Source organism: Rhizobium sp. P1_C7 (assembly GCF_056406295.1).
In genome coordinates this window covers 321,891-335,224 of the sequence record NZ_JBFUAL010000006.1, presented here as the reverse complement: position 1 = coordinate 335,224, position 13,334 = coordinate 321,891, and the positions used below count along the sequence as shown (strand labels likewise).

The 13,334-nt window shown below is 58.4% G+C and carries 15 protein-coding genes; 4 read left to right on the top strand and 11 right to left on the bottom strand.

Translation table 11 applies throughout. The features are described 5' to 3' along the window. Window position 1: 1 nt before the first annotated feature. The 6 genes from AC1D2R_RS12275 to AC1D2R_RS12250 form a co-directional block, all read right to left on the bottom strand. Complete coding sequence (locus AC1D2R_RS12275) at window positions 2-670, bottom strand: phosphoribosylanthranilate isomerase (RefSeq protein WP_477967539.1); 669 nt, start codon at window positions 668-670, stop codon at window positions 2-4. Between the two features lie 75 nt (window positions 671-745). Beyond that, window positions 746-1,507, bottom strand: a complete 762-nt coding sequence (locus tag AC1D2R_RS12270; RefSeq protein ID WP_477967538.1) for a M48 family metallopeptidase — start codon at window positions 1,505-1,507, stop codon at window positions 746-748. 84 nt (window positions 1,508-1,591) lie between these two features. Next, window positions 1,592-2,026 (bottom strand): DUF2852 domain-containing protein, encoded by a 435-nt coding sequence (locus tag AC1D2R_RS12265; RefSeq protein ID WP_477967537.1) that lies wholly within the window; start codon window positions 2,024-2,026, stop codon window positions 1,592-1,594. A 142-nt stretch (window positions 2,027-2,168) separates the two neighbouring features. Continuing rightward, a complete protein-coding gene (locus AC1D2R_RS12260; protein ID WP_477967536.1) occupies window positions 2,169-3,446 on the bottom strand; it encodes a polyhydroxyalkanoate depolymerase in 1,278 nt (425 codons plus the stop codon). A 204-nt stretch (window positions 3,447-3,650) separates the two neighbouring features. Further along, window positions 3,651-4,493: a fumarylacetoacetate hydrolase family protein gene (locus tag AC1D2R_RS12255; protein WP_477967535.1), complete on the bottom strand. Its 843-nt coding sequence runs from the start codon at window positions 4,491-4,493 to the stop codon at window positions 3,651-3,653. Window positions 4,494-4,588: 95 nt separating this feature from the next. Continuing rightward, window positions 4,589-5,542 carry a glutathione S-transferase family protein gene (locus AC1D2R_RS12250; RefSeq protein ID WP_477967534.1) on the bottom strand — a complete coding sequence of 318 codons (954 nt, stop codon included), beginning with the start codon at window positions 5,540-5,542 and terminating at the stop codon, window positions 4,589-4,591. Between the two features lie 161 nt (window positions 5,543-5,703). On the opposite strand from AC1D2R_RS12250, the gene AC1D2R_RS12245 reads away from it, so the two are divergent. Both AC1D2R_RS12245 and AC1D2R_RS12240 read left to right on the top strand, forming a co-directional pair. Next, window positions 5,704-5,985, top strand: coding sequence for a DUF2218 domain-containing protein (locus AC1D2R_RS12245; protein ID WP_477967533.1), 282 nt, complete (start codon window positions 5,704-5,706; stop codon window positions 5,983-5,985). A 22-nt stretch (window positions 5,986-6,007) separates the two neighbouring features. After that, entirely contained in the window at window positions 6,008-6,601 is a 594-nt protein-coding gene (locus AC1D2R_RS12240) for a nitroreductase family protein (RefSeq protein ID WP_477967532.1), read from the top strand. Between the two features lie 156 nt (window positions 6,602-6,757). Here AC1D2R_RS12240 and gyrB read toward each other — a convergent pair whose 3' ends face one another. The 5 genes from gyrB to AC1D2R_RS12215 all read right to left on the bottom strand — a co-directional run bounded on the left by gyrB (window position 6,758) and on the right by AC1D2R_RS12215 (window position 12,091). Beyond that, window positions 6,758-9,193 carry a DNA topoisomerase (ATP-hydrolyzing) subunit B gene (gene gyrB, locus AC1D2R_RS12235; RefSeq protein ID WP_477967531.1) on the bottom strand — a complete coding sequence of 812 codons (2,436 nt, stop codon included), beginning with the start codon at window positions 9,191-9,193 and terminating at the stop codon, window positions 6,758-6,760. Between the two features lie 133 nt (window positions 9,194-9,326). Continuing rightward, complete coding sequence (locus AC1D2R_RS12230) at window positions 9,327-9,704, bottom strand: helix-turn-helix domain-containing protein (RefSeq protein WP_477967530.1); 378 nt, start codon at window positions 9,702-9,704, stop codon at window positions 9,327-9,329. Further along, on the bottom strand, window positions 9,701-10,276 hold the full coding sequence (locus AC1D2R_RS12225) for a Smr/MutS family protein (RefSeq protein WP_477967529.1): 576 nt from the start codon (window positions 10,274-10,276) through the stop codon (window positions 9,701-9,703). The genes AC1D2R_RS12230 and AC1D2R_RS12225 overlap by 4 nt, the downstream gene beginning before the upstream one ends. Continuing rightward, window positions 10,276-11,394, bottom strand: a complete 1,119-nt coding sequence (gene mltA / locus AC1D2R_RS12220) for a murein transglycosylase A (protein ID WP_477967528.1) — start codon at window positions 11,392-11,394, stop codon at window positions 10,276-10,278. Before mltA ends, AC1D2R_RS12225 begins: the two co-directional genes overlap by 1 nt. Further along, on the bottom strand, window positions 11,387-12,091 hold the full coding sequence (locus tag AC1D2R_RS12215; protein WP_477967527.1) for a Tim44/TimA family putative adaptor protein: 705 nt from the start codon (window positions 12,089-12,091) through the stop codon (window positions 11,387-11,389). The genes mltA and AC1D2R_RS12215 overlap by 8 nt, the downstream gene beginning before the upstream one ends. 127 nt (window positions 12,092-12,218) lie before the next feature. On the opposite strand from AC1D2R_RS12215, the gene AC1D2R_RS12210 reads away from it, so the two are divergent. Together AC1D2R_RS12210 and secB are read left to right on the top strand one after the other, a co-directional pair. Continuing rightward, a complete protein-coding gene (locus AC1D2R_RS12210) occupies window positions 12,219-12,722 on the top strand; it encodes an FxsA family protein (protein WP_477967526.1) in 504 nt (167 codons plus the stop codon). Window positions 12,723-12,830: 108 nt separating this feature from the next. Next, the gene (gene secB, locus AC1D2R_RS12205; RefSeq protein WP_477967525.1) at window positions 12,831-13,307 is read left to right on the top strand and encodes a protein-export chaperone SecB; all 477 of its coding nucleotides are present in this window, start codon (window positions 12,831-12,833) and stop codon (window positions 13,305-13,307) included. Window positions 13,308-13,334: the final 27 nt, after the last annotated feature.

The following is a 13,334-nucleotide window of genomic DNA, read 5'->3' as shown; positions in this document are numbered from 1 at the left end:
TTCAACTCCCTGTGGCCGGCTCAGGCTGGCAAGCCTGTTCGACCGCATCGAAAAACTCATCGATCATCGCAATGCTTTTCACGCCGGGGGCGCTTTCGACACCCGAGGACACGTCGATCCCCGGTGCCTTGGTGACGGCGAGCGCCTCGGCAATATTGCCTTTGTGCAAGCCGCCGGAAAGCATGTAATCCACATTGCCGTCAAGCCAAGTGAGCAGGCTCCAGTCGAAGGAAACGCCGTTGCCGCCTGGCAACTCGGATCCCTTCGGGGGCTTGGCATCGAAGAGGAAGCGATCGGCAATGCCAATATAGGCTTCCACGCGCCTCAGATCATCGGCAGTGCGAATGGAAAACGCCTTGATAACAGGCAGACCATAGACTGCCTTTATGGTCAAAACGCGCTCGGGGCTTTCGTCGCCGTGAAGCTGCAAAATATCAGGTTTGAGCAGCGCCACGATTTCATCGAGGTCGTCGTTGGTCGGATTGACGGCCACGGCGACAATCTTGGCCTTGCCGCGGGCGGACTCCGCCAACCTGCCGGCGATATCGGGCTCGATGTAACGGGGGCTCTTTTCAAAGAAGATGAATCCGATATGGGTCGCGCCGCGTTTCAACGCGCGATCAATCGCTTCTGCCGTCTTCAGGCCGCAGATTTTGATATCCGGTTTCATGGCAGCGAAGTGACACGAAAAGCGCTTGGAGTCGAGCCAATTTGCGATGGTAGCTTAATTTTGAGCGCTTCCGTCTCAGTCGAAATCGATGGCGTGCAGCAGACTGCCATGTCGCTTCAACCACGACTTTGCCTCTTGCATATTGGGACAAAGCTTCTGGCATAGGGCCCAGAAGCGCGGTCCATGGTTCATTTCTTTCAGATGCGCGACCTCATGGGCCGCCAAGTAATCGACGACGGACGGCGGGGCCATGACGATACGCCAGGAAAAACTCAAGTTTCCTTCCGACGAACACGAACCCCAACGGCTGCGCGTATCTTTCATTGAGATCGAGTTGATCGGCGCGTTGATGGAGCGCGCATGAAATCTGGCCAATCTCTCGAGATCAGCCCGCGCTTCCTTCTTGAGAAAGGCTGCAACGCGGCGGCCGAGATGTTCCGGCATGCCGCTGACCTTCAGAATGGCCCTACCGTCGATGACCGAGGCCTCAGTCAGACCGCGCAGGCTCCCTGTGTGCTGGATCCGATGCGAAACACCGCGAAAGAGGATGCTTCCGCCGTCGCGCAGGCCTGCATCGGTCGAGAATTTCGCAAGCTTGGTGAGGAGCCAGCCCTGATGCCGTTCGAGGAAGGCGTTGACCTCCCTTTGCGCCAGCCCGCTCGGGATCGTCATCTTCAGCGCCCGCCCACCGGGCTCGATGCGCAGCGTGATACGGGTTGCCCGTTCGTGCTGCTTGATCGTAAGCGGCATCAGCCGGCCAGCGACGTCAAGTGTCCGCGTCTCGGGCGGAGCCGGTTTCCGGACGCTGCGGCGTGGCTTGGACAAGAGCGGGAACATCTTCATTTTCTATATGATTCGCACGCACTCCGGCAAAGAAAAGCCGGCATCAGTGATGCCGGCATTGTTTCGCTGCAACGAGCCTCACGGCGTCTGGTACTCGGCCACCGGGCCATTGTCGTCGCGCTTGGCATTCTTGCGATCGCGCATGAAACGATCGAACTCTTCCTGATCCTTGGCGCGGCGAAGCTCGCGGACATAGGTGTCGAACTCTTCGCGCATCTCATTGAGCTTGCGCCGTTCTTCTTCCAGTCGATCGAGCTCGGCCTTGCGCCAGTCGTCGAAGGCGACATTACCGGTGTTGAACTGTGGGCGATAGCGGCCATTCGAACGTCGGCAGCCGGCGAAGAATCCATCGGCGGCACTGTTGGCGTCGCGCTTGAATCCGCGCAGGCGCTCCCCGAAGATGATGTAGGCGAGCATGGCGAGACCCAGAGGCCAGAAAACCACGAAGCCGAGGATCATCAGGGCAATGGTAGCCGGAGTCCAATCCGGGCGAAGCAATGCTGACTGGTTCATCGTGCGGTATCCTCGCATTTGCGCGTCGGCGGAATGCCGAACGCTGCAAATCGATGTGGTTACCGCGCCAAGCGGCTTCAAGGCAGTCCGCACTCAAATCGGACAAGGCCTTGAAGTGCAATCACTAATTCAGATCCCCCAGTCAGAGGGACTTTCCGCCCTTGATGACCCGCTTGACCGGGGGTTGGCCGGATCGGGCATGCTCTCGCACGAAGTTGAGAATACGGGGCGCAATTTCACGGCGGAAACGTGATCCGTTGAAAACGCCGTAATGTCCGACATCGGGCTGCAGATAGTGCATGCGCATGGTCTCGGGGATATTGACGCAGATCGTCTGTGCCGCCTTTGTCTGGCCGACACCTGAGATGTCGTCATTCTCTCCCTCGACCGTCAGCAACGCTACATTGCGGATAGCAGCGGGATCGACGCGATTGCCACGATGAATCAGTTCGCCCTTCGGAAGGGAGTGCTTGATGAACACCTCCTCCACGGTCTGAAGATAGAATTCGGCCGTGAGATCCATGACGGCGAGATACTCATCGTAGAAATCACGGTGCTTTTCTGCGGGCTCACCATCGTTCTTCACCAGATGCATGAAGAATTCTTTATGCGCGATGACATGGCGGTCGAGGTTCATCGACATGAAACCGGAAAGCTGCAGGAACCCGGGATAGACTGGGCGCATGAAACCTGGCTGCGGCCAAGGCACGTTCATGATGACATTGTCTGCGAACCACTGCAGCGGCTTGTCCTTGGCGAGCTGGTTGACGGCGGTGGGGTTGATGCGCGTATCGATCGGTCCGCCCATCAAGGTCATGGATGCCGGCGACAGCGGATCGTTGGCTGCTTCCATGACCGCGGCGGCGGCCAGGACGGGCACGGAGGGCTGACAGACCGCGACAACGTGAGTGTCGGGACCGAGGAAATGCAGCATCTCGACGATGTAATCAATGTAGTCATCGAAATCGAAGGTGCCTTCCGTCATCGGCACCATGCGGGCGTCGATCCAGTCGGTGATATAGATATCGGCGCTCGGCAGCAGCGCCTCAACGGTGCCTCGCAGCAGCGTCGCATAGTGACCGGACATCGGTGCCACGATCAGAATGCGGGGTTCGGGCGTGTGACCACCAGGAACGCTGCGCGCAAAATGCAGCAGATTGCAGAAAGGGCGCGACCAAACGACCTCTTCCCTTACGGCGACCCTTCGCTCACCTATGACGGTCTCGTTCAATCCGAAGGACGGCTTTCCGTAGCGGCGCGTGGTCCGCTCAAACATCTCCAGACTTGCGGCCATCGTACGGCCCCAAGGCGTCTGCGATAGTGGATTGAAGGGGTTCGCATAGGCCAAGCGCATAATATCGGCGATGGCCCGGTACGGTGCCATTGCAGCATGGTTCAATTCATAAAGTTGATAAAACATCAGATGCGCCACCTTTCTGTAATCTGGAAGATGATGCCGATTGGGGTCACCGGCATCATTCCAACGACGTGCTAGCATCTCAACGCAGACTAGCAGGTTTCTGTTGCACAGCAACATGGCCATCTGCACCGCAAAAAGAAATGCCGGAGATTTCCTCCCCGACATGAGCGTGCGCCGGAATGCTTAAAGTTCGGCCAATGGATCCTAGCGATCGGCAAGAAACGTCTGCTTCTGGGTGCCGAGGCCTTCGATGCCGAGTTCCACCACATCGCCGGGCTTGAGAAAGCGCTGCGGCTTCATTCCCATACCGACCCCGGGAGGTGTGCCGGTGGAGATTACATCGCCCGGATGGAGCGACATGAACTGGCTGAGATAGGAAACGACAAAGGCAACGCCGTAGACCATCGTCTTCGACGAGCCGTTCTGCATTGTCTCGCCGTTGACCTTGAGCCACATGCCGAGCTTCTGCGGATCAGCAATCTCATCCTTCGTGACCAGCCATGGTCCGATCGGGCCGAATGTGTCGCAGGACTTGCCCTTGGTCCACTGACCTGACCGCTCGGTCTGGAACGCGCGCTCGGATACGTCGTGGGAGACGCAGTACCCGGCAACGTAATGAAGCGCATCCGCCTCGCTGACATATTTCGCGGTCTTGCCGATGACGACACCGAGTTCCACTTCCCAGTCGGTCTTTTCAGAGCCACGCGGGATCAGAACGTCATCATTCGGACCGACGATCGCCGACGTCGCCTTCATGAAGATCACCGGCTCGGGCGGTACGGTCGCGCCCGTTTCGGCCGCGTGGTCGGAGAAATTGAGGCCGATGCAGATGAATTTGCCCGTTCCGGCGACGCAAGCGCCAATGCGGCCGGCAGCGAGTTCCGGCAAGCTGTTCGGATCCAGCGCCGCGAGCTTTGCGAGCCCCTCCGGCGAAATCGCCTCGCCGGCAACGTCGGATATGTGAGCAGACAGATCGCGGATCTTGCCGTATTCATCGAGCAAGGCCGGCTTTTCGCGGCCCAACTCTCCAACACGCATGAGCTTCATTGAATTTCCTCCTCAGCAAAATCGAAGTTTTGATCACCTATGAACGAAATATTCAGGAGTGTCATTACGGCTTTTCGCATAAGCAGTACGTGCAGTCAGAAAATTTCCGAGAGTTCGGGCCCGACTGGGACAATCCCGGTCGGATTGAGGCTCGCGATCGAATAGTACCCGCGCTTGATATGATCGATGTTCACCGTTTCGGCAACGCCGGGCCAGTCCAGCATGCGCCTGCAGAAAGCGCGAAGACCTGGGTAGTCGGATAGGCGACGCAGGTTGCATTTGAATAGGCCGTGATAGGCGACATCGAAGCGGATCAACGTTACGAACAGACGAATATCGCTTTCCGTGGGGTGCTCAGCAAAAAGGAAGGTTCGCTCTTCAAGCTGAGGTTCAACCCAGTCGAGACATGCGAAGACGCCAGCAAATGCCTCGTCGTAGGCAATTTGTGTCGATGCAAAGCCCGCGCGGTAAACACCGTTGTTCAAGTCGGGATAGATGCGGTCATTGAACACATCGATTTCGGCTCGCTTTCCGACCGGATAGATGTCGATCGAGTTCGACGCGTGTTCACCGAAGCCGCTGTTCATCATGCGCAGGATATCGGCCGATTCGTTGTTGACGATCGTCTGGCGCTGTTTGTCCCAAAGAACGGGCACCGTTGCGCGCCCGGTAAAGCCCGGTGCAGCGCTGGTGTATATCTCGTGCATATAGGTGGCGCCTTGAAGGTGATCCTCGGTTGCGCCGGGAAAATCGCCGAAACGCCAGCCCTGTTTGGTCAACGCCGGCTCGACCACTGACACCGAAATGGCCGACTCCAGCCCCTTCATTTTTCGACCGATCAAAGTCCGCGATGCCCAGGGGCAGATATAGGCGACATAGAGATGGTAGCGCCCATCCTCGGCCTTGAAGCCGGCCTCGCCCGTCGGCCCAGCGCTTCCATCGGGTGTGACCCAATTGCGGAAGCTGGATGTCTGACGCACGAAGCCGCCTTTGGCATCCTTGGCCTGCACCGGCTGCCAATCTTCCGTCCATCTGCCGTTTACGAGCAAGTCGATCTCCCTATGTTGCTATTTCGAGAACCCTAGCGCGCTTTCGTGCACGCGGGAGGCCGCATTTTTTGAAACAGACTGTGCACCTTCCGCGGCGAGATGCTCTGCTTGCCAACCGCGTTCGTTGAAGCCTAAGACTATAACCGCAGAGAAGGTGTGCCATGCCCGTTTCGACCTCCACCGTCCGCACGACAAGCGCAAGCAGATATCTCCAGCAGCTTTGCAAGCATTGGAGCCACAAATTTGCAGTTGAGTTCGACTCAGAGAACGGCAGAATTCCGTTCAGTGATTCGGCGCAGGTCGTTTTGAAGGCGGACGATACGGCGTTGCGTATGACGCTCTCCACCGACCGAGAACAGCTCGAACGATACGAGCTCGTCGTCACCGATCATCTGAAGCGATTCGCATTTCGCGAAGATCTCGACATCACCTGGAATTCCTGAATCCCCAACGCCCGGAAGACGAATGACAAAGAGCAACAGCCGCGAATCCCAATACCCGATCGATCCTATATTTCTGGATCGATGGTCCCCTCGCGCCTTCACCGGCGAGGTGATCGCTGAATCGGATCTACTGACCATACTGGACGCTGCCCACTGGGCTCCCTCCTCATCAAACCAGCAGCCCTGGCGCTTCGTCTACACTCTGCAGGGCACCGACGATTGGGACAAATTCGTGGATCTGCTCGTCGAGTCGAACCAGGAGTGGGCAAAGAACGCCTCGGCTCTCATCTTCGTGGTCTCGCGGGATTTCAACGGCGACCTTTCGGAAGGGCGAAAGAGTTATACGCACTCGTTTGATGCCGGAGCCGCCTGGGGACACCTTGCCATGCAGGCAAAGCTCTCCGGCTTCTACGCCCACGGCATGGGCGGGATCAAACATGATCAAATCCGGGAGACATTTGCCATTCCCGAGGGTTATCGTGTCGAAGCCGGCGTCGCAGTCGGACGCCTTGCCGACAAAAGCGTTCTTCCCGAGCGCTACCGGGACCGTGAGTTTCCGAGCCAGCGCAAACCGCTGTCCGACGTTGCCTTTAGAGGAAAATTCATCGCCAATTAGAGCATTTCCGCTTTTCCTCGAAGCACTCTATCTTTTTGTTTCTACGCAATTCCGAGCGGAAACCCTACACACTTTTGCTCGAATTTGCTCTAGTCACGAAATGTAAAAATCCCCGCAAAGTCTTAGGCTTGCGGGGATCTGGGAATGCTTGGTGTCTCAGATGTCGAGGTTCGCGACGTTCAGAGCATTATCCTGAATGAATTCGCGTCGAGGTTCCACTTCGTCACCCATAAGGCGCGCGAACAAGCCATCGGCATCCGTGGCATCTGGAACCTTTACCTGCAGCAGCGACCGGACGTTAGGATCGAGTGTCGTTTCCCAGAGCTGCTCGGCATTCATTTCGCCGAGGCCCTTGTAGCGCTGCATCGTCAAGCCCTTGCGGCCACTTGCAAAGATCGCATCGAGAAGCGCCCTCGCACCAGAGATTTCCAGTGCGCCCTCGCGCCGTGTCAACGAGGGCGGCGTCTGGTAGATCTCCTTCAGACGCGATGACAGCTGATCGATAAGTCGAGCGTCCTGGGACCCGATCAGAGCCATGTCCAGCACGACAACTTCCTTAACGCCCCGCACCATGCGCTCGAGGCGAAGACCGCCCTCGCTTGTCAGGCTGCCTTCCCAACCGCGTTCCGTTTCCTCTGCGATGATATCCAAACGCTTCGCGACTTCGCCGACCAGTTGTTCAGCGCGCGCACGATCACTGATGGCCTCGGCATTCAGAGCACCGGCAATTGCTGCCTGCTCGACAGCCGAGCGATTGTAGCGGGAATGCAGATTTTCGAGGAGAGCACGAAGCCGCAGCGCATCGACAATCACCTCCCGCAGATCCTGGCCGACGCGCACTTCGCCCGTTCCGAGCGTCAGCGCGGCGTCATCGAGACCCTGGCTGATAAGATATTCCTCAAGCGCCTTCTCGTCTTTCAGGTACTGGATCGATTTGCCACGCGACACCTTATAAAGCGGCGGTTGGGCGATGTAGAGGTGGCCTCGCTCGATCAGTTCCGGCATCTGCCGGAAGAAGAAGGTGAGCAGCAGGGTTCGAATGTGCGCTCCGTCGACATCGGCGTCCGTCATGATGATAATCTTGTGGTAGCGCAGCTTATCCGCGTTGAACTCGTCTTTGCCGATGCCGGTACCAAGCGCGGTGATCAGCGTGCCGATCTCCTGGCTTGACAACATCTTGTCGAAGCGAGCGCGCTCGACGTTGAGGATCTTGCCGCGCAGCGGCAGGATCGCCTGATTTTCGCGCGAACGTCCCTGCTTGGCAGAACCGCCCGCCGAATCACCCTCGACGAGGAAGACTTCGGATTTGGACGGGTCACGCTCCGAGCAGTCGGCAAGCTTGCCCGGAAGCGAAGCGATGTCGAGGGCGCCCTTGCGGCGCGTCAGTTCTCGCGCCTTGCGGGCGGCCTCACGGGCAGCGGCAGCTTCGACAACCTTGCCGACCAGAACCTTCGCTTCGGCCGGATGTTCTTCCAGCCAGGTGCTTAGCGCTTCGCTGACGAGATTCTCGACGACCGGGCGAACTTCGGAAGAAACCAGCTTGTCCTTCGTCTGCGAGGAGAATTTTGGATCCGGCACCTTGACGGACAGCACGGCCGTCAGGCCTTCGCGGCAATCGTCGCCCGTCAGCGAGACCTTTTCCCGCTTTGTAATCCCCGAAGTATCCGCATAGGAGGTAATCTGGCGGGTGAGGGCCGCGCGGAAACCGGCCATATGCGTGCCGCCGTCGCGCTGGGGGATGTTGTTGGTGAAGCACAGCACGTTTTCGTGATAGCTGTCGTTCCACCACATCGCCACTTCGACCGTGATGCCGTCCTTCTCGCCGCGGATCGCGACTGGCTTGTCGACAAGCGGCTTCTTGGCGCGATCGAGATAGGAAACGAACGCTTCCAAGCCGCCGTCATAGAGCAGCTCTTCCTGTCGTATGTCGGAATGCCTCTTGTCGGTCAGCACGATGCGAACACCGGAGTTCAGGAAGGCGAGCTCGCGCAAGCGGTGTTCCAGCGTTCCATAGTCGAACTCAATCATCGTGAAGGTGCCGGAGCTTGGCATGAAGCTGACTTCCGTGCCGGTCTCCCCCCCGGAATCGCCGATAACCTTCAGCGGCGCATCGGCGACGCCGTGGGTAAAGCTCATCTCATGGACCTTGCCCTGACGCCGGATCTTGAGCTTCAACCACACCGACAGCGCATTAACGACCGAAACGCCGACGCCGTGCAGACCGCCAGATACCTTGTAGGAGTTCTGGTCGAACTTACCGCCGGCATGAAGCTGGGTCATGATGACTTCGGCAGCCGAAACACCCTCGCCGGTATGGATATCCGTCGGAATACCACGGCCGTTGTCGGTCACCGTTACCGAACCATCGGGGTTCAATGTCACTGTGACGATGTCGGCATGACCGGCCAGGGCTTCGTCAATGGCGTTGTCGACCACTTCGTAGACCATGTGATGAAGGCCTGAGCCGTCGTCCGTATCGCCGATATACATGCCCGGACGCTTGCGCACGGCATCGAGGCCCTTCAGAACCTTGATGGAGTCTGCGCCATATTCGGTACTAACGCCGTTTTCCGTCGCGGGTGTATCGGTCATATTGTCGAGAATTTCCCTGTTGTCAGAGCCGTGGCGAGCCTCGCGAATCACCGGCCATATTCACCTCAGAATATAGGTTTTTTAGTCCAAGTTCCCAATGCCAACTCCCCCTGAGAGAGCATAAAACAGGGGATTATGACCGATTTCCGTCCGCTTTCTCGGCGTTCTCCAGAACCTCCGAGAGTTTTGCCAATGAGGTCTCGTCGAGATCCCGAATGCATCCCGCCAGACGATTGGCAAAGGTGGTGTATTCAGCGGCCAAACCCGATGTGTCGATAACGACGCGTGGGTCGGAAAAGCGGGCGAGAAGGAACAGTTCCTCAGCCTCGTCCCAGATGATGTTGAAGTAACCGGCGATGCGTTGAAGCAAATCGAACGTCGGAAGCCCCCGCTTACCATGCTCGAGAGCCGAAAGATAGGCGGGAGAGACGTGGAGAGCGGCCGCCATCTCTCTTTGCGACACACCCTTTCGCTGCCTTAGCCGGCGGATGGCTTCGCCGAACGGTGTCATGATTTGTCGCCGGGGCGGCGAGAGAGCCTGATATACAACGCACCCTCGCCGCCATGATGTTGCGCGGCCGTCTCGTAGGATGAGATGAGATAGCGAAATTCCGCCTTCGAGAACCAGAGCGGGACAGCACGTTTCAGCGCTCCTTCGCTCCCCAGAGAACTGCCCTTGCCCGTTATAACGAGAACATGCCGCATACCGCGCTCATGCGCACGGAGCAGAAATTCCAACAGCATGATATGCGCTTCGCTCTGGACGAGGCCGTGTAGGTCGATGCGTGCCTCAAGTGCGAGCCGACCCTTGGCGATCTTCCGTTTGACCGGACGCTCGAAGGGATGATGAACGCCAGAGGGCGACTTGGGAGCGGTGGGGGCGGCAAGTTCTGAGCCGACGCCATCGCCCAGCTTGATGGCGCTTTTTTGTTTTTCGGCACCTGCGGCAACTGCTTCGGCTTCGATCAGAAACGCATCGAGTTCGCTCAGCACATCCTGTTTGCCTGGCATGGGCCGCGTGCTGCGTGCCACCTTGCCCCAAAGAATTCTCTCGTCGGTGCTGAGCTTGCGGTCCTTCGCCATCAAGCGAACCTCGCCGCGGCGTTGTTCGGGACTAGAATGACGAAATCGGCATCATGGCGCACCGTGCCCGCCCGTTCGCCTGCTTCGTCGCCCGACCCAGTGAATATATCGCCGCGGGCGGGACCGACAATCGCCGAGCCCGTATCCAGCGCGAGCATCAGACGTTGGAAGGGCCTTCCGTGATCGAGATGAACGAGATTTTCGGCGCGGATGAAGAAGGGAAAGCCGAACGTATGGATCATGCGATCGACTGCAAGCGAGCGGCCTGCAATCAGCGGCACCTTTGCCGCGGCAATCGGTCCGGCGTGAGCATCGCCGAAAGGTACCTCGCGGAAGAAGATATAGGACCTGTTGTGCCACAGCACTTCATCCACGCGATCCGGATGTGCGGCCAGCCAACGGCGAATGGACTGCATCGATACATCGGCGCGATCAATTTCGCCGCGATCGATCAGCAGCTTGCCGATTGCCGAAAACGGATGTCCGGCCTTTGCCGCGTAGGTGATGCGTCCCAATCGGCCATCGCGGTAGCGCAAGCGGGCGGCACCCTGTACGTGAACAAAGAAGACGTCGACCTTGGATTTTGCCCAGGCGATCTCCAATCCTCGGCCATCCAGGGCGCCCCGATCGATATCGCGGCGGTCGGGATGCGCGCCGATCCTGCCGTCTCTCAGCAGGCCGAACGCATAGCTCGAATCAAGCGACTGAGGTCGATTGCCGTCATCAAGGTCGATCAGATCTTCGGGACGGCGGTAGAAAGGAAACCTATAGTCGTTATCGGGTGCCCCAGCGACGATGATCTCGGGCTCATAGAACGCGGTGACGAAGCCCGGATGACCGTCCTTGCGACGAATGCGGAATGGCCGACAGTGCATCTCGAAAAATGCGCGTGCGCCCGAGGCAGACGGTGGACTGAAATCCCGCGCTGCTGCCAGCAGTTCCAGAAGGTCGTCGGCAGTCAGCCCCAGTGATCCGGTCCTGTAGGGTTTTGCGTCCTCGATGTGGCGGCGGCAGGCCTCCATCGTTTCAAAAAGGCCGGAAGGATCTTCATCCTTCCAGCCTTCCAACTGATCGAAGCTTATCGCTTGAAGGGCAAAGCCCTGTGTATCTTCACTCATGTTCCGATTCGGTAGCCACGAGTTTCCAGTTCGGATCGCGCGAGCGCGTATCGCGGGCAAACGTCCAGAGATCGTTGACCTCCGACACATTTTCCGCGTCACCGTCAATCAATTTGTCTTCCTTGTCGTATGTCGCCGAGATCAACTGGCTGAGGATGCGCACCGTGATCTGCGCCTCGCTGCCTTTAACCTCGACATTCTTGATCTCTGCCTTCTCGATTCCGACGAAGGTGGACTTGACCTTCTCGCCCTTAGCCTCGCGATCCGCGATTGCGGCATCGAAGCCATCGTAGACTTCGCGAGACAGCAGATTCTTGAGCGACTTGCGATCACCATCGGCAAACGCCATTACGATCATCTCATAGGCCATGCGCGCGCCGTTGACGAACTCCTTGGGATTGAACGAGGCATCCGCCTTGTTCATCTCGCGAAGCGAATTGTTCAAGGGCGTGCCGGCCGGAGCAAAGGCATCGATTGCCGCAAAGCGATCTTCCTCCTCAACCGCAACGTCGCGGCGCGGCAGCGTAACCACCTTGCCGGCATCCGGCGTGTCCGGACCGGCGGCATCACGCGGCGTGTAGAGATCGCGCGGCGGCTTCTCATTTCCAGTCCGACGACCAAGCACGCTGCGTAGCTGAAGAAAAATCAGCACCGCCGCCACGAGAAAAAACAATGTGATGAAGTCGTTTGAACCCATATCCCGCCGCAACCGCCTTTAACTTCCCTGATTTGTATACCCATATAGTCTGCATAGACAGATGATTCAAATGGGTCCGCGAAAGCGGTTCATGTTAACGGGGTCCGGTGCACGCCGGAAAGATACAATGCGCCTTACCATGCTGCCTGGTTTCCTGTTGCTGATGCCGCTCGCCGAGATCGCGGGGTTTGTGCTCGTCGGGAAGGCGATAGGTCTCTGGGCGACGCTGGCCCTTGTGATGCTGAGCTTCGTTGTCGGCATGGTACTGCTCCGCCGGCAGGGCATCGGCATCCTGCGTCGGATGTCAGCGGAAGGCCAAACCGGTGAAATGCCGGGTCGCGAACTCCTTCGTCCAGCCATGCTGGTGATTGCCTCGTTGTTGCTGATCATTCCCGGCTTCATAACCGACGCCATCGCCCTTCTGATCTTCATTCCCGCAGTGCGCGATCTTGCGTGGCGATACGTCAGCCGCCGCTTCGTGGTGGTTGGGGCCGGCGCAAACGCCAAGGCATCGTCGCCGCATCCGGCTTACCGCGACAACGGCTCCAAGGTCGTCGATCTCGATGAGGACGACTACCAGCGCGACACCGGCGGCCAGTCTCCCTGGTCTGGAAAACACCTGGGCAAGTGAGGCGACCGACGAGGGTCCCTGGCCCGCGAAGGTCAACGGGCTCAGGGTTGTAACGACATCTGCGAAATGGTAGATGCGGCACCATCCAAATTCCTCGAGGAAAAGCCAATGGCCAGCGAAGACAGCAATAACGGTGCGACGAGCCCGAGCCTTACCATCCTTGCTCAATACACCAAGGATCTCTCCTTCGAAAATCCGGGTGCTCCACGTTCGCTCCAAGCCCGCGACAAGGCTCCGGCCATCAATATCAATGTCAACGTCAACGCCAATCCGCTGTCCGACACGGATTTCGACGTCGTTCTTTCCCTCACTGCCGAAGCCAAGGATGGCGACAAGACGGTGTTCCAAGCCGAACTGGTCTATGGTGGCGTCTTCCGGATCGCCGGCTTCCCGCAGGAGCACATGCTCCCGGTTCTCTTCATCGAGTGCCCGCGCATGCTCTTCCCGTTCGCGCGCCAGATCATCGCCGACGTCACGCGCAATGGCGGCTTCCCGCCGCTGATGATCGACCCGATCGACTTCTCGCAGATGTTCGCCCAGCGCGTCGCCGAAGAGCAGGCCCGGGCGAAAGTTCAGACGAACTGATCATTTTCCCTGCTGAATGCCATGAAA

Coding starts and splice junctions, on each gene's coding strand:
- AC1D2R_RS12255 (WP_477967535.1), bottom strand. CDS start 4,493: ATGAAGCTCATGCGTGTTGGAGAGTTGGGCCGCGAAAAGCCGGCCTTG.
- AC1D2R_RS12245 (WP_477967533.1), top strand. CDS start 5,704: ATGCCCGTTTCGACCTCCACCGTCCGCACGACAAGCGCAAGCAGATAT.
- secB (WP_477967525.1), top strand. CDS start 12,831: ATGGCCAGCGAAGACAGCAATAACGGTGCGACGAGCCCGAGCCTTACC.
- AC1D2R_RS12240 (WP_477967532.1), top strand. CDS start 6,008: ATGACAAAGAGCAACAGCCGCGAATCCCAATACCCGATCGATCCTATA.
- AC1D2R_RS12275 (WP_477967539.1), bottom strand. CDS start 670: ATGAAACCGGATATCAAAATCTGCGGCCTGAAGACGGCAGAAGCGATT.
- AC1D2R_RS12215 (WP_477967527.1), bottom strand. CDS start 12,091: ATGGGTTCAAACGACTTCATCACATTGTTTTTTCTCGTGGCGGCGGTG.
- AC1D2R_RS12260 (WP_477967536.1), bottom strand. CDS start 3,446: ATGTTTTATCAACTTTATGAATTGAACCATGCTGCAATGGCACCGTAC.
- AC1D2R_RS12210 (WP_477967526.1), top strand. CDS start 12,219: ATGCGCCTTACCATGCTGCCTGGTTTCCTGTTGCTGATGCCGCTCGCC.
- AC1D2R_RS12230 (WP_477967530.1), bottom strand. CDS start 9,704: ATGACACCGTTCGGCGAAGCCATCCGCCGGCTAAGGCAGCGAAAGGGT.
- AC1D2R_RS12265 (WP_477967537.1), bottom strand. CDS start 2,026: ATGAACCAGTCAGCATTGCTTCGCCCGGATTGGACTCCGGCTACCATT.
- gyrB (WP_477967531.1), bottom strand. CDS start 9,193: ATGACCGATACACCCGCGACGGAAAACGGCGTTAGTACCGAATATGGC.
- AC1D2R_RS12270 (WP_477967538.1), bottom strand. CDS start 1,507: ATGTTCCCGCTCTTGTCCAAGCCACGCCGCAGCGTCCGGAAACCGGCT.
- mltA (WP_477967528.1), bottom strand. CDS start 11,394: ATGAGTGAAGATACACAGGGCTTTGCCCTTCAAGCGATAAGCTTCGAT.
- AC1D2R_RS12225 (WP_477967529.1), bottom strand. CDS start 10,276: ATGGCGAAGGACCGCAAGCTCAGCACCGACGAGAGAATTCTTTGGGGC.